General features: G+C 50.3%; 13 protein-coding genes and 1 other RNA gene. 6 read left to right on the top strand and 8 right to left on the bottom strand.

All coding sequences use genetic code 11. The features are described 5' to 3' along the window. Positions 1-1,664, top strand: a 1,664-nt coding sequence (locus MRY86_RS07820; protein WP_293571206.1) for a gliding motility-associated C-terminal domain-containing protein, incomplete at its 5' end; no start/stop codon positions are given. An 82-nt stretch (positions 1,665-1,746) separates the two neighbouring features. Here MRY86_RS07820 and MRY86_RS07825 read toward each other — a convergent pair. Continuing rightward, positions 1,747-2,961 (bottom strand): bifunctional alpha/beta hydrolase/OsmC family protein, encoded by a 1,215-nt coding sequence (locus MRY86_RS07825; RefSeq protein ID WP_293563172.1) that lies wholly within the window; start codon positions 2,959-2,961, stop codon positions 1,747-1,749. Between the two features lie 302 nt (positions 2,962-3,263). Between MRY86_RS07825 and MRY86_RS07830 the strand changes: the two genes are divergently transcribed. After that, positions 3,264-4,556, top strand: a complete 1,293-nt coding sequence (locus tag MRY86_RS07830) for an amino acid permease (RefSeq protein WP_293563171.1) — start codon at positions 3,264-3,266, stop codon at positions 4,554-4,556. Here the strand turns inward: MRY86_RS07830 and MRY86_RS07835 are convergent. From MRY86_RS07835 to MRY86_RS07845, 3 genes are all read right to left on the bottom strand, one after another. After that, positions 4,541-6,268, bottom strand: coding sequence for a hypothetical protein (locus MRY86_RS07835; RefSeq protein WP_293563170.1), 1,728 nt, complete (start codon positions 6,266-6,268; stop codon positions 4,541-4,543). The genes MRY86_RS07830 and MRY86_RS07835 overlap by 16 nt on opposite strands. Positions 6,269-6,323: 55 nt before the next feature. Next, entirely contained in the window at positions 6,324-7,718 is a 1,395-nt protein-coding gene (locus MRY86_RS07840; RefSeq protein ID WP_293563169.1) for a DUF6089 family protein, read from the bottom strand. Positions 7,719-8,109: 391 nt separating this feature from the next. After that, positions 8,110-9,330 carry a T9SS type A sorting domain-containing protein gene (locus tag MRY86_RS07845; protein ID WP_293567653.1) on the bottom strand — a complete coding sequence of 407 codons (1,221 nt, stop codon included), beginning with the start codon at positions 9,328-9,330 and terminating at the stop codon, positions 8,110-8,112. A gap of 187 nt (positions 9,331-9,517) precedes the next feature. Between MRY86_RS07845 and MRY86_RS07850 the strand changes: the two genes are divergently transcribed. Further along, complete coding sequence (locus MRY86_RS07850) at positions 9,518-10,942, top strand: hypothetical protein (protein ID WP_293567652.1); 1,425 nt, start codon at positions 9,518-9,520, stop codon at positions 10,940-10,942. Here the strand turns inward: MRY86_RS07850 and MRY86_RS07855 are convergent. From MRY86_RS07855 to MRY86_RS07865, 3 genes are all read right to left on the bottom strand, one after another. Next, complete coding sequence (locus MRY86_RS07855) at positions 10,932-12,497, bottom strand: AAA family ATPase (RefSeq protein WP_293571208.1); 1,566 nt, start codon at positions 12,495-12,497, stop codon at positions 10,932-10,934. The genes MRY86_RS07850 and MRY86_RS07855 overlap by 11 nt on opposite strands. 23 nt (positions 12,498-12,520) lie before the next feature. Beyond that, entirely contained in the window at positions 12,521-13,018 is a 498-nt protein-coding gene (locus MRY86_RS07860) for an FKBP-type peptidyl-prolyl cis-trans isomerase (protein ID WP_293563360.1), read from the bottom strand. A gap of 113 nt (positions 13,019-13,131) precedes the next feature. Then, on the bottom strand, positions 13,132-13,782 hold the full coding sequence (locus tag MRY86_RS07865) for a hypothetical protein (protein ID WP_293563359.1): 651 nt from the start codon (positions 13,780-13,782) through the stop codon (positions 13,132-13,134). Positions 13,783-14,030: 248 nt separating this feature from the next. Between MRY86_RS07865 and MRY86_RS07870 the strand changes: the two genes are divergently transcribed. The 3 genes from MRY86_RS07870 to rnpB all read left to right on the top strand — a co-directional run bounded on the left by MRY86_RS07870 (position 14,031) and on the right by rnpB (position 16,778). Then, positions 14,031-14,714, top strand: coding sequence for an outer membrane lipoprotein carrier protein LolA (locus MRY86_RS07870; protein ID WP_293563358.1), 684 nt, complete (start codon positions 14,031-14,033; stop codon positions 14,712-14,714). A gap of 90 nt (positions 14,715-14,804) precedes the next feature. After that, positions 14,805-16,304, top strand: coding sequence for a GH3 auxin-responsive promoter family protein (locus MRY86_RS07875; protein ID WP_044216729.1), 1,500 nt, complete (start codon positions 14,805-14,807; stop codon positions 16,302-16,304). 30 nt (positions 16,305-16,334) lie between these two features. Continuing rightward, positions 16,335-16,778: RNase P RNA component class A (rnpB, locus tag MRY86_RS07880), an RNA gene on the top strand. Positions 16,779-16,839: 61 nt separating this feature from the next. Here the strand turns inward: rnpB and porV are convergent. Further along, positions 16,840-18,057: a type IX secretion system outer membrane channel protein PorV gene (porV, locus tag MRY86_RS07885; RefSeq protein ID WP_293563357.1), complete on the bottom strand. Its 1,218-nt coding sequence runs from the start codon at positions 18,055-18,057 to the stop codon at positions 16,840-16,842. Between the last annotated feature and the right edge of the window lie 130 nt (positions 18,058-18,187).

Here is an 18,187-nt window from a genome sequence, read left to right on the forward strand (position 1 = left end):
AGATCCCGGTAGCCAATGACGAGATTATCATTCTGGGCGATCAGGCCGGCGAGTTCTGCTACGAGTTCGGGGCAGTGAACGCCTGCGGCATGACATCAGCCCAGGTAATTGTATACGTCGTGCCGGAGCAGACGGTCGATGCGCAGCCAGATGTAGATGTCTTGCTATGTGCTCCGGTAGAGATGGATACCTGCCTAACGGCTACGGTGACTGGTTTGCCAGAGGAATGCATAGAGTGGACTGATCTTGAAGGCACGCTGTTGGGTACAGGTGGTGAGCTTTGTGTAACGCCACCGGTAGGTATCAGCCAATACATTGCAAATGTTCCCGGACTGGATTGCATCATCTCAGATACGGTAACTGTAATGGTGGATACGATTCCACCGGTACTGCCACCGAATCTGCCTGATACCGTACTCCTATGTCTGAACGATACACTCAGTGTAGCAGTTGGAGACTACGACTATCCCTTCGTTTGGCAGGATGAAAATGGAGATACGGTAGCTATCAACGAAGACCTGGTGCTCGTTGGGGCAGAAGCAGGCACCGCATCATTCATTTTCGAGGCAACTAATGGTTGTGGCGTAGTTGCTGACACACTGGTTCAGGTGACGATTGATAGTGCTGCTATTGAAATTATTCCTTCCGTGGACACTCTGGTGGTTTGCGATTCCGCTGCCATTCAATTGGATGCCCTGGCACCGCTTGGGCAAGCTGTGGTGTGGACCGATGGGGAGGGGAATGTCATTGATACAGCCATTTCTATAGAAGTTTTGCCTCAGCCCGGCTCCAGCATTTACATCGCCAACCCAATTGAATTGGGCTGTGTAACCAGCGATACCATTGTCGTGGAATATGTGCCTGAAGATTTGATGCTGGAAATCAACACGCCTTCCCTGCTGATTTGTCTGGGCGATGAAGCCAGCCTCGAAGCAGTCCTTGACCCTGAGGATGTGGCCGCTACCATTTCCTGGTATGACGAAGCCTTTGAATTCATAGGAGAAGGAGCCGTGATTGCGGTAACGCCCGATCGTGCAGGGCTGGTATCTTATATCGCTGTAGCGGAAAATGCCTGTGCGATGGATACAGCCAGCATTGAGATTGAAGTGGAAACCCTCGACCTCGCGATTGTTGGTGGCGATACCTCAATTTGTACCGGGGATTTTGCCACGCTGGAGGTTGTCGGTTGTGATAACTGCACTTACGAATGGACACCGGATGACCGGTTGACCAACCCCGATGCAGCGATAACCGATGCAGAACCACTACGCCCATCCACTTATCAGGTGATCGTAACCGGAGAGGTTTGCCGGGATACCTTAACCACCACAGTGGATGTAGGTACCTGTGAGCGCTGTGAGGTGGAAAAAGTGTTTATCGCCGATGCTTTCACACCAAACGGGGATCAGAACAACGATCTGGTATGCGTGCGCAGTGAGGTCATGGATCAGTTCTCTGAGATAGAGCTCATGATTTACAACCGTTGGGGACAAGAAGTATTCCGCAGTAACGATATGCAGAACCTATGCTGGGATGGTTCCTTTGGCGGAGAAGATCTGCCACCTGATGTTTACGGATATTACATGAGAATTATCTGCCCGGGTGAAGAAGGCGAGCCAGACCAGGTTTTCACGCGTCAGGGCAACATCACCCTGCTTCGGTAATTCCAGTCTTTAAAAGCCAGTAATTTAGATGTCAGAGCCCCGGTAGCCATTTGGTGCCGGGGCTCTGCACTTTTGCCGATCGCTATTTTTTTAGCCGTGCGGCTATTTTGACGGGGTCATGTAGCGTACGGTGAACAGGGCATTTTTTAGCAATTTCAAGCATCCGAGCTCTTTGGTCTTCGGAGAGCGGGCCGTTGAGTTCCAGGGAGAGCTCGAAATGGTCAATCTTACTGTCCGGCTGGTCAGGGTTCTGGCAATCTTCTGCATGATTCTTACTGTGCTCCAAGTGGACAATCACCTCTTCCAGGGGCCATTTTTTCCGCTTGGCATACATGCGCAGCGTCATCGCGGTGCAGGCACCCAAACCTGCCGACAAAAGTTCGTACGGTGAGGGCCCAAAATCATTCCCTCCGACCTCCGGGGGCTCATCGGCTGTCAGGCCGTGCTTGCGCACGGTGATCTCTGTGGTGAATGCATCCGCCTGACCCAGCCGGGCTGCAACATCTTTATCTGAACGGAGTGCGCCGCGTTCTTCGAAATCCAGGTACCGTTCTGCCCAGGAAGCGATGACATTCCCAACATACCGGCTATCCTTTTTTTGCGTCAGTAGGTGGTCAGCGCCATCAAGTGAGATATAGCTTTTAGGGTGCATAGCCGCTTCGTATATCTTTCTGGCATTTTCGATGCCCACTATTGTATCCTGAGGAGAATGGAGTACGAGCAGCGCCCGGTCTAACCGCTTGATGTAGGGCTCCAGATTGTGCGTCCGGATGTCCTCCAGAAACTGCTTTTTTACCGTAAACGGGCGATCGGCAATCTTAACTTCAGCCAGGCCCTCGGATTCTATGGCGTCCGTTTGATCGCTGAATAAGTGCTGCACGTGGTCGGGGGCATCCGGCGCACCAATGGTTACTACCGCTTTTACGGAGGGGATTTCATGGGCCGCGCGCAGCACAGCAGCCCCCCCAAGAGAATGCCCGATCAGCAGGGCAGGTGCCTCATATTCATCCGCTAAAAAAGCGGCGGCCTGCACCAAATCCTCGATATTTGAAGAGAAATTGGTGTCTGCAAAGTCTCCCTCGCTTTCTCCCAGCCCTGTGAAGTCAAAGGAAAGCACTCCGACACCTTCAAGGGTTAGTGCCCGGGCGATATTTCGTACGGCGGTAAATTGCTTGCTGCAGGTAAAACAATGGGCAAACAGGGCATAGGTATGCGGATGCTGATGAGCCGGCAGCTCCAGCCGTGCCGAAAGAGAAACACCTTCTGAATTTTTGAAAGTCAGGTTTTGTGGGGACATCGTGAACTGTTTTTAAGATCGTTGGTCAGTAAGTAGTCCGGGATAGGGAAACCGGTCTATCCTTGCATTTACCCAAATGACGTACGGCCAATCCTGGGCAGCCAGCTAAAGATAAGGTGTTCTGCTTTCGGATAGTGTAGCAGGGGCGATGTTTTAGATGGAAAACCATAGTATCGGCTGGTAATATGTTATCGTTTCGTTACAGACGAAATACAAGTAAGCCTGCTGACGCTAATATTGATACCTTTATCTGTTCACAGCAATCGAACTATGATCATTGTTCAGCATCGAACGCAATAAAAATGCACGCCTCTAACGGTCGGAAAATAGGATGGATAAGTGCTGCGGCTATCGTCGTGGCCAATATGATCGGGACTGGGGTGTTCACCAGCCTTGGGCTGCAAATCGAAAAGATCGATAGTGTATGGTCTGTTCTTTTATTGTGGGTGCTGGGAGGGCTGATCGCACTGATGGGCGCTTTTAGCTATGCAGAATTGGGGACCCGCCTGCCTAAGTCAGGTGGGGAGTATAATTTCCTTTATCATATTTATCACCCGTTCTTAGGCTACCTTGCCGGATGGGTATCGCTTACGGTTGGTTTTGCTGCTTCGGTGGCACTGGCAGCCATGGCTATGGGGCAGTATGCTCAGGATTTTCTGCCGGTCAGACCTGAATTCCTGGCGGTAGGCGTGATTGTGCTGATTTCCCTGGCGCACTCCTTCAGCATCCGGCAGAGCAGTAATTTTCAGAATGGAGCTACGGCAGTGAAGCTGCTCTTGATGTTGGTTTTTATTATAGCCTGCTTTGTACTGCCCGCGCCGGAAGGTACGGCCCTTTCCGAGGCTTCTTTTGAGCTGGAAATTGGTACCTCTGCCTTTATGGTCGGGCTGGTTTATGTGACCTATTCGTTCTCTGGATGGAATGCAGCCGCTTATATCGTAGAAGAAATCCGAACGCCTGCTGTCAATCTTCCAAAAGCGCTTATTCTTGGTACACTTGTCGTGAGCTTGCTCTATGTGCTGCTGCAGGCCGGCTTCCTGTACCAAGCCTCGGTTCAGCAGCTTGATGGGCAAATTGAGGTGGGGAAAATCGTTGCCCATATCCTATTTGGCGCTACAGGCGGGCAATTGATATCCTTGTTCATCTCCCTTTTTTTGATTTCGAGCATCAGTGCCAATATCTGGGTGGGCCCCAGAGTCGTCCGCGCCATGGCGGATGATTTTTCCATCTGGCATTTTTTTGCAAAGGATAATGCGAGTGGGGTACCGGTACGCGCGGTTTGGATGCAGGCCGGCATCAGTCTGTTTATGGTATTGACGAGCCCTTTTGACCGGGTTTTTCTGTACAGCGGTTTCGTGTTGCAGCTATTTACAACGCTGGCTGTAGCCGGGTTGCTATGGATGCGCTGGCGTGATGGCAAGGCAGGGTATAGCAGCCCTGGCTACCCTTGGGTGCAAATTATCTTTTTGGCTATCAGCGTATGGGTAATTGGAGTACTGATTTATGACCAACCTGGGGAAAGCCTGATGGGCGCTGCCAACCTTTTGGTCGGGGCTATCTCTTATTGGTGGAGCCGGCGTTACCGAGCAGACTGATTTGTAAGCTCAGGTTTTACAACTGCCGGGCTCAGAATCCGGTTTAAAAATTGAATGGTAATAAGATAGGTGGGTTTGACCCCATCCGCACCGAGACTGCCTGAAGCCAGTGTTTGACCGGAAATCAGAGGGTTATCCGAAGCGTAGTAGGCATACCGCAGAGAGACTTCCTCATTGATGCTTTTTCGGATTTTAGAGGCAGCCTGTATCGCTTTTTGGTAATGGGCGCCCTCCATTTCCAGCCCGGCGGCTTTCCAGGAGGATTTTAGGAAGTACCGCAGTATGTCCCGGTTTTGAAGCGATGTGCCCATCACGGTGATCATAGGCCCGGAGAATACCCGTAGCCCCCTGTCCTGAAAGTCTTCTAAGCTTAGCTCATTTTCGATCGGGTAGTTGTCGGCTGTCCCTTCAAAAACGTGGGCATCCGGGATCATAATATCCCCCTTGCCGCCTTCCAGAATACCGGCCTTTCCCATAATGGCAATGGATTGGACATTAACAGGGATTTCCTCGCCGTTATCCTGCTCGAAGGGTTTCAGGAGCTCGTCCATCGTTTCGTATGCCTGTTCGCCAAACGCATAATCCATCACCAGGATGACCGGCTTCTCGTTGGTGATGTGTGCTTCGTCTTTTTTCAATTCGGCGGGTAGGCTGGATAGGTTGAGCTGGGCTGTATCAATAATTTGTACAGATATGTTGGTGCCGCTGGTGTCATCAATTTGTATCATGCCGTTGCGGACGGCGTATTTATGCACGCGTTGGCGCATCTCTTTGTTAACGGGTTCGCTCAGTTCGCGGGCAAGGTCCTCAATCTCATTCTTTGTTCGGAGTGCCGCCTTGGCATAGAGGGTGTTCATCACGCTATGCAGGTTGGCGCTAATGATGTGTAGGGGGCGGTTCAGAAGGTTATGTTCCAACAAAGCCGACTTGATATTTCGGGCCCAGAGGTCTCCGTAGTAGTGGTGGCCGATCTTTTCGCGAAGTGCGGAGGAGAAGCTGATTTCCCGGTCGCTTTCCGCTTTGGCTTCTTCAGAGGCAAGCTTGCCCAGCCAGTAGGTGATGTGAAAAACGCTATTGACATCGGAAGCTCTGGAGAATCGTTGACAGGCTTGCACCGTTTCCTCGTAGGTACGGCCCAGCAGGGTACTGAGGTAAGTGTAGGCTATTTCTTTGTTGTATTCTTCTCCTTTTTCCTCCTTGGCTACAATTTTCTCCAGCATCTCCCATTCTCGCCGTTTGCGCTGCTTATGGTCTTCGCTGTTGCGCCTGATTTTTTCGGCTTCAATATACATAAAGGTCAGATGCGTGAGGATATCGTAGATATCGCTTCGCCCTCTGGTCATCTCAATGTACATCTGTGCTTCGTCAATCCGGTAGCTGTTGCGGCGGCGCTTGCTGGGGACAATGGGTTCAAAGTTGCTGTCCTCAAAGCCTTCCCGGGAAATGAGTTTGATATACCGGCATTCCTCAATACCCCTGGGCAATCGTTGAAAAACATATAGCAGCCCATCAAGTTCCACCCGCTCAGGGTCATTAATAGAGCCGTATATCTCAGGCCGCAATTGTGTGAGCGCCTCAATAATGGCTTCACCGGAAACGCCCAGGGGCTTGTAATTCCCCCGTATGAAGAGATGGCGCATAGCAATGTAGAGCCGTTGAATAGCTGCCCGTGATTCCTGGGCTCTGGAACGCTGACTAGGTTTTAGTGACATACACGCTGTTTTGATGGAAAGAAACAGTATGAGTTTTTGATTAGTTCAGTGCCCTCTATTCTTTGATGAATTGAAGGCTAACCCTTCTGGCTGCTGTTTCTTTTCCAGGCTGAGGGGTAATAAGGTAAACACCGTAATTGATCCGGCTTTTGCTTACTCCCCAGGATAAGAGGTAGTTATAGGCCTGCTCTGTACGGTTTCGGGCAACTTCCAAACCTTCTGCTCCTGTTGCGACCCCCTGCAATAGCAGGAGTTGGCCGGGTTGGGCCATCAGCCGGCTGGCTATTTCGCGCAGGTATTGCTGCTGAGTGGGGTTGAGCTGGATTGCACCTTCAGAAAAATAAAGGCTCTCGAAGTCATAAAACTCAGGAGGGGAGAGCGTAGGGCATCCAAAATGGGCTCGCGTGCCCGCAATTTTGGGGCATTGGTCGTGCTCATCGGTAATGCCATCGTGGTCGATATCTTCCGGGGGGCACCCTGCTCTTGAAGCGGGCCCGGGGCGTTCTGGGCATTTGTCTTCTTCGTCCGGCACCCCATCGGCATCCGTATCTGTATTCGGGCATCCGGCCTGCTGTGGCGGTCCGGGGCGGTAGGGGCACTGATCAATGAAATCCGGTACCCCATCTGTATCGCTATCGGGGCACCCGTCGAGATAACCGGATTGATTGGGGCAGGCATCATCGGGGTCCGGTATGCCGTCATTATCGGAGTCGGGGCATCCTTGGAACTTGGCACTTCCAAATTGGTCCGGGCAACGGTCTGATTCGTCTGGTACTCCATCCCCATCAAGGTCCGTTACACCCCAGGTGTAGGTCAGTGACAGGGTAGTGGTTAAGTACCAATCGCTGAACTCCGGATTGGCCGCCTGGCTGACACCGTCCAGGTAATCAGAAAAGCTGGCACGCAGATTCGCCTCGGTGCCCAGTTGCCAATGATCATTCATAGCGAAAGTAAATCCCAGGCAACCAGGGATGACCCACTGCGGGCTCCCTTTATCGGCTCTTATGTCAGCCTCTGCACCGGGAGGTATGCTGCCTTCAGGCCGGTTTTTAAAGAAGTCTACTCTGGGTTCAAAAAAGGTTAGCCCCACGCCCAGCCCCAGATAAGGAGACCACCTTGAAGTATGGTATTCGTGCTGCAGAAAGTGCCACTCCAGTAGTGTGCTGCCTTCAGTAAAGAGTGTCCGGAATGCAATCCCTCTGTTGTTTCCGTCATCACCAACCAGGTCGCCTGAGATGCCTTGCAGCCTGAGGGCGAAATGAGGCTGGAACTGGTAACGCAGCTGCCCGCCGGCAACCACCCCCATTTTGTCAAAGTCGCCGAACCTGGAGCTGGATAAATCTCCCTGAAGGACGGTCGTCCCTGCAATTCCTCCTACGGCCCAGCGTTGTTGCCCCAATGCAAGATGAGTTAGCAGGAGGAGTGCTCCAAGAAATAAGGGATACTTCATGCCTTGTGGTAGTTTGGGTATTGGGACGGGAGGGAAGATAAGAGTATTATCAATAAGGGTAAAGTCAAGGCAAAAAAAAAGCTGACCCTCTTGGGGTCAGCTAATCAAATGTCTAAGTTTCCAGGTTTAAACAGTCTATTCTTAAGTATTTGGAACCGAAAAGGGTAAAAACAGTGGGGTAGGTTCCAAAAAAGGTATCAGATTTCCTAGAAAGTACTCTCCGGATCTTGCCGGAGAGTATTTTAAACAAGAAGCGTGTAAAACTAAGTTAGTTCGGATCCGATTCGAAAAAAAGGAGCTGGCTTCCCAGCCCCCCTTATTATGAGAATCGGATAGTCTCTCAAAGCTCTCTTTTGTATATCATCAGGTGCTCGTTTGCACCTGTAGTATTTCATCGTGTTGCTTGTATCTTCATCACTTGTACGCCCTTATCCGTTTTAACCTTTAGCAGGTAAAGCCCTGCAGGGAGTACATTGGCGTTAAGCTGCCCATTGCGTGCATTGGGCGCACAGCTGCTAACAAGCCGCCCGGTTTGATCGAATAATTCCATTTGCTTTATCATTCCCGGCTGATCACTGCGAAGCTGTGCGTGCAGCACACCTGTGTTGACCGGGTTCGGGAAAACCATAACCGCACCCGAAGGAAGCATTTGCTCATCTGTGCTTACAGGCTTGCCGACCAGATTGATCGTGATGCCTTGGCTGCCAACATATCCCGGAAGCTTGAATTTGCTATTTAGAATCAGTGGATTCGTAATGTTGATGTCCTGTAATCCGAAGACCACCTCTTCAACAACAATCGTGAACTCCGCCATTGCTCCGGTACCAGTCACAAAATCATTTGGGGAGTCCATGTATAATGCAATATCCGAGAAGCCCAAATCTTCATGATGATGAACGAAAACCTTTACATTTTCTCCGGTTTCTGTTAGCCACTCGTTTCCATCTATATCAAAACTCATGGTTAATAGTAAATTGCCCTCAGGAGTTTCTGCAATAAGTTCTGTGCCGTAGTTAAGTTGAAAGCCCAAGTAGCTTAGCTCTATTGGCTGAGTACTTTGAGTCGCCAAATTTAAAGGGATTGAAGTCGGCTGACCAGCGGTAATATCTATAGTTGCATCATCCCCTAAAACAAGTTGACTGCCAATAGGATTATCACCGAGAGTAAATTGATCAGAGGTCGTTTCACCACTAACGGCTAAAAAATAGTTTTGATCGATGGTTAGTAGATCCAGGTCATTCACAATTCCATTTCCATCGCAATCTGCAAATGCCAGGCTACGATCCGTATTTGGAAATGTTCCAGACCATGAAAATAAGCTGTCTGCCGGGATTTCCTGACCTACAAATTCGGTACTAGCGTTGGGGCGCATTGCACCTGTTCTATTCCTGGCGTATGCCCAGAAAAGCACATCCTGATGATCCACAATACCGTTACCAGAAACATCCCCCGGCCAAACTTGCTGACCGGTCAGCGGGCTGCTGATGCCTAAAAATAAGCACAGTAATGCCCCGATGACTGTTCTGATATGTGCTTTTGGAAACTTCACGGGATGTTGTTTTTTCTTTACGCTTACAAATATAGAGGAGGGAAAATCGGTTGGCAAGTACATTTTTTGCTATTTTTCAGCCTGGTTTCAGCCCTTCTTGATTGATTATGTTGTGTTTGAATTTGTAAAGAACTGATTGTTAGCCGTTTGTTTAAATCAAATTATATTTTATTTTAATTTGATTGAATCGGTTTTTTAAAGAATTTTAAAAGCAGGGGGGCGAAAACAAAAATAAAAAAAGTTTACCGTAGTGCGAACGAGTAAGTTAGGTCAATTGCTTTTAACATTCAATCCTTCAGATTGGAAAAGGTTTGTCGAGTTCATCGATTCGCCATATTTTAATAAAAATGACGAAGTGATCTCATTGGGGCTTTTTCTCAATGAAAACCCAGATATGGAGCTTAGCAAAGAGGAGGTTTTTGCGCAGTGTTATCCGGGAGTGCCATTTGATGGGCAGCGAATGGGGTATTTGATGAACTACCTATTAAAACTTGCTGAGCAGTTCCTGGCTGTTGAACGTTTTGGAAAGGACGAGTTTCAAAATTCCCGCTTTACACTTCTTGAGCTCTCAGAAAAGAAACTGCAAAAGCACTATGAATTTATAAAGCGTAAAGTGGACAAGTCACTCGACACAAATCTATACTCTTCCAAGTTGGCGATGCAGCGCTATCAGTTTGCTGAAATAGAGATGATTCATTTTTCCAATCAAAAAGTTCGGCGCTTTGACCCTAGCATGCAAAATGTATATGACCAACTCAATAATTACTATTATCTCCAAATTTTAAAGTACGCCTGTGCTTTATTAAGCTGGGAGTTAGTGGTCAAGGGGAATTTTCAAGTGTCTACTATTACAGATCGCTTAGTTAATGCTTTGATCGAAGATCCGCCTGCCTCGCCGATCATCCGGATATTTCTAAGTATTTATAAGACGATCAGGACCCAAGGTGCTGATGGAGAGAATTATTTTGATGATCTTCTGAAGTTTATCGATCGTTATGAGGCCGAAATACATAAAGATGAAATGGATGAGATTTTCACCTATGCGATCAATTTCGGGGTAAGAAAAATCAGGAGCGGCAAAGATGAATACACCTCCAAAGTATTGGATTTATATCGAAGAGCCATTGATAAGCAATACCTTTTCAACGGAGGTTATTTGTCGCACTGGACCTATACCAATGTGGTAAAGCTAGCCTTACTGCAAAATCGGTATGAATGGACGGAAGCGTTTATCCATGACTATAAAAAGTACCTCGCTCCTAAGTTTTATGAGGATGCTTTTCATTTCAACCTGGCAGATCTTTACTTCTCCAGAATGCGCTACAATGAAGTGTTAGACCATCTCCAGCACCTTTCTTTTTCTGACCCATACTACAACCTGGGCTCCCGAATGATCCTGATCAAGACATTTTATGAACTCGATCAAATGGAGTCCGTGCTTTCTTACCTGGCTTCCTTTACAAAGTTTTTGCAACGAAATAAGGGGCTTTCCAGCACCTACCAGCAAACCTGCCTCAACTTCTGTAAACTCCTTCACCAAATCCTAAAGGTCAATTCCGACCAGAAAAAGGAGAAGCTCATCCGGGAGATAGAACAGACCAAGCCACTGGCAGAACGCAATTGGCTGTTAACGACCCTCAGGGCGCAAAAGATCAATCCCGTGTCTAGATATTAGTGTAGGCGTACTGGACTTTTTCCAGGCGCAGCTTTAGCTGTTCCAGGGCTTCACGCACCTCCTCCAGGTTGCGGGTTACTACCTCGCTGTGGTCTTTGTGCACGAAGAGGTTGTCTTCCAGATGGTTGAGCTCATCAGGTGCCTGAGACTGTATTTTCTCTTCCTGTTGGGTGATGTAGGCCATTAGCCGTTGGTGGCGCTCGTCCCAGTGCTGCTGCACAATATGATGCGGCTTTTTGGTAATCACCTCGGTCCGTTCTGCCTTGCGCGTACGTAAAGGGTAAGCATAGCGCTCAGAGTTGTAGAATACTTCAACGGTGAATTGCTGGCTGCTTTTCTGGGCTTTCAGCCGGTTGACGAGGTTGAATTCGCGGTCATAAAAGTTGGTCACTTGCGGGGTGTCCAGTTGCAGTTGGTTGAACTGCTTCACGCTGAGGAGTACGCCATCGAATTTATCGTCTTCCTTAACGAGCTCGTAGTACTCATCTTTGATCGGCTGCAGTTGTGCTTCGGTAACGGTATGGCGCACCCGGATTTCCCGATCGACATCCTCCTCAAAATCTTGGGTTTCCCGTTTGATCATTTGCAGGTTGACGGCCATTGTGTAGCCATGGCGGCGGATAGACTCCGTTACGATCTCCCGGATCTTATCGGTCTGCCCGGGCTGACTCCAAAGGCAGTGCACCATCAGGAAACAGTCCATAAGGTCAACTTTGCTGCGGCCATTGAGGAAGGCGGAAGTGCGCAGCAGGCGGACAATCTTTTTCCAGCGCCGGTCATGCACATCGATCAGGCGGTCAGCGCCTGCAGACCGGGCGTTGTGCTCCTCAATCTTAATCTTGACAACCTGTATGGTATTTAGAACCTCCGCGGGGACTTCTATGGCATCAATTTCCTTGCTCCATGCCTCCAGTTCGTTTACGGTGAGCTTTACGTCTTCCGGCACATCATCTTCGTACACATCTTTCGTGTCCGTGATCATGTTCAGGAAGTTCTTAAACTGCCGGATGTTGCCCATCTCCAGCCTGATGAGAAAGCGGTCCCATATCGGGTCGAGGCTGCTGTTGCCCGGAGGCAGCTCATTGGAGGCAGTGATAATGCCGCGGATGTCTACTTTGTAGTCTTCGCCCCCGTTGCGGTAGATTTTCTCATTGAGAATCGTGAGCAGGGCATTCTGAATTGCAGGCCCGGCTTTCCAGATCTCGTCCAGGAAGACAATATTGGCACTGGGCAGATAATTTTTGGTTTGGCGCTCGTACCGGTCCTCTTCCTTTAATTTTTTAATAGACACCGGGCCGAAAATCTCGTCGGGCGTGCTAAACTTGCTCATGAGGTACTCGAAGCTCGTGCCATCGCGGAAAGCATATTTGAGCCTGCGGGCAATGAGGCTTTTGCCAACTCCCGGAGGGCCGAGCAGGAAGATGCTCTCACCCGCTACGGTACTTAACAGGGCAAGTTTGATGGACTGCTCCCGCTCGTACAGACCGTTGCAAAGTCCCTTGAGCAATTGTGCTGTTTTCTGTCGCACGGATGTATTGGTAAGCGTAGTTGGCATGCGCTGCGTTCGTGTTTTTGAGATTAGTTTCTGACGCCGTCTTCCTCAATATAGTTCTTGCGAATGTGCTCGTCAAGAGTCGCCTCACGGACGTGAAGAACCACACCGGAGAAGTGAAGCGTGCGGCCGGCCATCTCATGATTGAAGTCTACCTTCACTTTTTCTGCTGTCCAGGATAGAATCTTTCCGTTGTGGGTATCGCCAAGGTCGTCCGTCAGGGTGACATAGTTGCCGGCAATAAGGACGTTGTCGCCCAGCCCCTGAAATGCAGACCGCGGCACTTCAATAATATTCCCTTCTTCCACCGGACCGTAGGCTTCTTCCGGAGTGAGCGTGAATTCGAAGCTTTCACCTTCTTCAAGCCCTCTGAGTTGTTCCTCAAAGGCAGGAAGCAACTTTCCGCTCCCGAAGTAAAACTTGAATGGCCAGTTAGGGTCCATGCGCTCCAGCAAAGGCCCTTTAGCATGGCCTTCCCGTAAATCGTAAGCAATGGTGATGATATTCTGATCTTCTACAAGCATAAGGTAGCGTTTGCAAATTGTACCCTTTAAACTGGAAAGTGCCGGAATTGTTTTTGAGCCCGGTGCTGACTCCAGACCGGTAATTTACGTTTAGGGGCAGACGTCCGTATGGCTTAATTCATAGAATAATGCCGGAGGAATGCAGCCAGCCTTTCAAATTTGGCAAGGGTGGGAGCAGGTGCGAAAAAGCGGCCTTCCAACGCTGCAGTATAATTTTGTACGATATCTTCAAAGTCCGGCCGTTGCGTTAACCTTGCCAGCACTATACCACGAAAACAGCGGTTGATTTGATTGTGGACCAGAGGCAACGTTTCCGATGGGGCCTCGTTGAAGAGTTGGTCAAGGGCTGAGGGCGTACTGTAGGCTTCAAAAAATGGCAGACCTGCTTCTTCCAGCTGCGTACCGAACAACAGTGCAGCTGCTTCCTGGTCTTTTTCATCTTTGACGTTGAGCCGCTGGAAGCGCTGATCATATAGCCGTGCCATCGGAGTGACCAGCGTCATGCTATCCGGCTGAAACCCAGGCAGCCCATTGGTGAACGGAAAAGCCAGGTTCTCTACATCATCAATGCGCAGCCCGACATGCGCTTCCATAATACTGCCCGAACTAGCCGGGCTGGAGGACAAAATCAGGCAGCTAAACCCATTCTTTGAGCTCCGCCTGAACTGATGCAGCCTGGGCAGCCAGTCATAACCGTGCTTTTTAAGCTTATGGGCGAGTGCATCAACAACACCCTGCTCCTGTAGAGATGTGGAACGCTCCATTCAGATTGAATATATCCTTAATAAATGATGGTACGATTGGTGGGCTTATTCCTAAACGCGGCACAGGGCAAAAGGTTTCGGAAAAGAACAAGCCGTACGCCGGGCGTGACTATGGCTTGCTATCCAAGCCGGCCGATCACGGCCTTCAGCGCTCACCTTTAAAAAAACTTTAACCCCAATGCTCTTGTTAGGCGGTCAATAAACGGCGTAATTTGCCCGTTTAAGGACAAACCATAAGACAGACATACATGAAGAAATTGCTCTTTTCCGCCGCATTCCTGGCTTATCTCTTGCCGGCTTTCGCCCAGGACAATACAGTAAGCAGTGCCGAAGATTCTGACCCGCGCGCCAAGGCCATTCTGGATGAAATCCGGAAGCGCTTCGAGAGCCTGGAATCCCTTGGAGCCGATTTTACACTTGATATCACGTTCCCGGAGGAGCCTACTGAATCTCAAAAAGGGAAAATTGCCAAGCAGGGTGATAAATTCCGCATGAGCATGGCGAGTCAGACCGTCATTTCCGATGGGGAAACGCTGTGGATGATTTTCGACCACAATAAGGAGGTTCAAATCAACAATATGCCCGATGAGGCAGAGATGGGGGGCATGGTCCTTTCTCCGGAGTCCCTGCTTAATTTCTATGATCATGGCGATTTTGCCTACTTCATTACCGGTGAAGCACGGGAAGCGGGGCAGGTCGTTCAGCAGATTGAGTTTAAGCCCATGGACCGCAATGCGGAGTATACTAAGCTGCGCATGAATGTCAGCAAAGCGAGCAAGGATGTGGTTAGTGTGACAGCTTTTGGGCGCGATGGGTCCCGCTATAAGCTCAGCCTTGACAGCCTTGTTCCTAATAAGCGCTTCCCCGCCGGGCACTTTGCCTTCAATAAATCTGATTATCCTGACTACTACGTTGAGGATTTAAGAGAGTAAGAAAAATTCGCATAGTTATATCTTGAAAGGGTGCGGCACAGGCTGTGCCCTTTCTGATTTGTACTACCTTTGCAGGAAATTCTGATACGTATGGGGTTTAAGTCTTTCCTTCTCAAGCCATTTGCAAAAAAAATTGCCCGCGATATCGACCGCTGGTCCGCGGATGGGGTAGGTGCTCAGCGCAAAGTCTTCCAACAATTGCTGGCCAGGGGGCAGCATACGCGTTTCGGCCGAGACCATCAGTTGAAGGCGGGAATGCCTTACGAGGCTTTCCGTGATCAGGTGCCGGTACGGGACTACGAGGCGCTGAAGCCTTATGTGGAACGCATTAAGCAAGGGGAAAAGGACGTGCTCTGGCCGGGCTTGCCTAAGTATTTTGCCAAAACCTCCGGCACGACTTCCGGCGTCAAGTACATTCCGCTGACCAAAGACAGCATGCCCAACCACTTCGGGTCTGCCCGCAATGCCCTGTTCAACTACTATGCCCGCACCGGCAATGGCCGCTTTTTGGATGGCAAAATGATTTTTCTGTCCGGCAGCCCGGAGCTGGAAGAGGTGGGGGGCATTCCTACCGGCCGGCTTTCTGGCATCGTCAACCATGAAGTGCCCGGTTGGCTGCGCACCAATCAGCTGCCGAGCTACAAGACCAATTGCATAGAGGAGTGGGAAGAAAAACTGGAGCGGATTATAGACGAAACCATGCAGGCAGATATGCGCCTCATCAGCGGTATTCCGCCATGGGTGCAGATGTACTACGAGCGTCTGCTGGAGCGCACGGGCAAGCGCACTGTGAAGGAGGTATTCCCCAATTACTCCATGTTTGTTTACGGCGGCGTCAATTTTGAGCCTTACCGTGCAGCCCTGGAGAACCTGGTGGGTGAGCGCATAGATAGTGTGGAGACCTATCCGGCCTCCGAAGGGTTCATCGCTTTCCAGGATTCGCAAACGGAGCCCGGGCTTTTGCTCAATGCTGACTCCGGTATTTTCTTTGAATTTATCCCGTTGGAGGACATCCATAGCGACCATCCGCGCCGCCTTTGGCTGGATGAGGTGGAAGTAGGCGTGAACTACGTACTCATCATTAATAATAATGCCGGGCTTTGGGGCTATAATATCGGCGACACCGTGCAGTTTGTTTCCAAAGACCCTTACCGTCTTGTGGTTTCCGGCCGGGTGAAGCATTATATCTCGGCTTTTGGCGAGCACGTTATCGGCAAGGAAGTGGAAGAAGCCATGAATGCGGCAGCGGCCCGGCATCAGGTGCGGGTGGTAGAATACACCGTAGCTCCGCAGGTGAGCCCGCCTGAGGGTGGTACCCCTTACCATGAGTGGTTCGTGGAGTTTCAGGAAGCCCCGGATGACCTGGAGCAGTTTGCTGCTGATCTGGACCGGGAAATGGTGCAGCAAAATATCTATTACCAGGACCTGATCGACGGGAATATCCTTCGGCCGCTCAAAATTCAGGTCATGCAAAAGGATGCCTTTCGAAATTATATGAAAACGCAAGGCAAGCTGGGCGGGCAGAACAAAGTCCCCCGTTTGAGCAATGACCGCAAAATCGCAGACCTGCTGTCGCCCTGGAAAGCATAGCATTGAGGAAAAAGTTGTACATTGCCTGCTGCTGCCGGCTGCTCTGTCGCGGTTGCCGGGTACGCCCGGCAGGTGAGGAAAGTCCGGACAACGTAGAGCGCCACGCCACCTAACGGGTGGGCTTCGGCTTACGCCGGGGACAGAAAGTGCCACAGAAAGCTATACCGCCTATACCGTAGCTGTTGGCAGGTGGGCAAGCCCGCCTTCGCCGAGGCTTCGGCGGGCAAGGGTGAAAACGTGCGGTAAGAGCGCACGCTCTGCTTTGGCAACAAAGCGGAGGGGTAAACCTCGTGGGTTGAAATGTCACGTACATCCCGATCGGGCATACGCCCGGCTGAGTTGCTCGCTCAGCTCACTCCGGTGATTCGGGAGGGGTAGGCAGCTCGACCCTGCCCGTGAGGACAGGGCTAGATAAATGACAGAGGTTCCGGTACAACCGGGATACAGAATCCGGCTTACAGGCCGGCAGCAAAAACAAAAAGCCCGGTACTCCATGTGAAGTGCCGGGCTTTCTTTGTCTTGATCGCTACTTTGCTTATTCGAGCTCGCCCATTGCGCCAAAGTCAAACAGCAAAGAGAACCGCAGGGTATTGTCCAACGGGTTCCGCTGATTGGTGGTCGGTACGAGGTAAGAGAAGTTCAGCCCAAAAATATTGTACTTCAGGCCCAACCCTACAGTCAGGTACTTACGTCCACCTTTTTGTAGGTGTTCATTGAAATAACCCGCACGTACAGCAAACTGCTGATCGTACCAGTATTCAACGCCGAAGGAGTACATCAGCTCCGTAAGCTCCTCCCGGAAGCCTTCCGGCGCATCACTAAAGGAAGAGAAAATACCGCTGATTGAAGACTGTTCCCGGTAATCGTCGATCCCGATTTCACCGGTTTCGTCACAACCATCTCCCTGACAAGGGGTAGGGACCATCAGTTTATTGACATCGGTAGTAAACGTTAGTGTATTGTATTCGTCCAGCTCCATAGTGTACGCAGCACCCAGGCCAAAGTTGGCAGGCAGAAAGTCCCGTACAACAGAGTTGGTGTAAGTAATACGCGACCCGATATTGGTCAATGCCACCCCTATCATAAGCTCTGAATCACCGCGGTCGGTGTCTATGTCTGTGCGGTAGGTAAAGGCTACGTCAGCAGCCCCGGCAACCCCCGGCTCAATGGTTTCGCCACCTTCCACCTGCTGACCGGCAGCGAGGTTTGAGTAGATGAACTTACCCGTAAGGGAGGCAGAGAAGTTGTCTGTGAGTTTACGGGCATAAGCGGCAGAAACTTCAAATTCGTTTGGTTGGCCCACAGCGAGCGGCTCACCATTTTGGTCGGTAAACTGAATACTACCCAACGAGAAATAACGCAGGCCAAAGCCGAGCGTCTGCAAGTCATCCAGCTTGTAAAAGCCGGTCAGGTATGCAAGGTAGACATCATTCAGCCCCAGGTTTTGCAGCCAGGGCGTATAGGTTGCTGACATGGCGAAGGTTTCTTCGGCAAAAACCAGCTTGGAGGCATTAAAGTGGATGGCATTGGCATCCGGAGATATGGCAATCCCTGCATCGCCCATCGCACCCGAACGGGCATCCGCGACGATACGCAGGAATGGGACGGCAGAAACAACGGTATTCGTACAAGGCGTACCGTCAAGGTTGTAGAACCGGCCTTCTTCTTCGTAGCACTGTGCGTCCGCTTGCCCAACGAAAATAAACAGGGCCGCTACGGGCAGAAGGAGTTGTTTAAAGAGTAAATTTTTCATGAGACGCTCACGGTTTTTCCAATTGATGTTGCAAATATACAAGTTTGTAGACTAGTAGGGGGTGTTTCCTGACAAGACCTTATCATGGGAGGATCGGGTCTCATTGAAATACATACTACAAACGGCGTAC

Origin of the sequence: Phaeodactylibacter sp. (assembly GCF_022763345.1) — a bacterium.
Lineage (GTDB): Bacteria > Bacteroidota > Bacteroidia > Chitinophagales > Saprospiraceae > Phaeodactylibacter.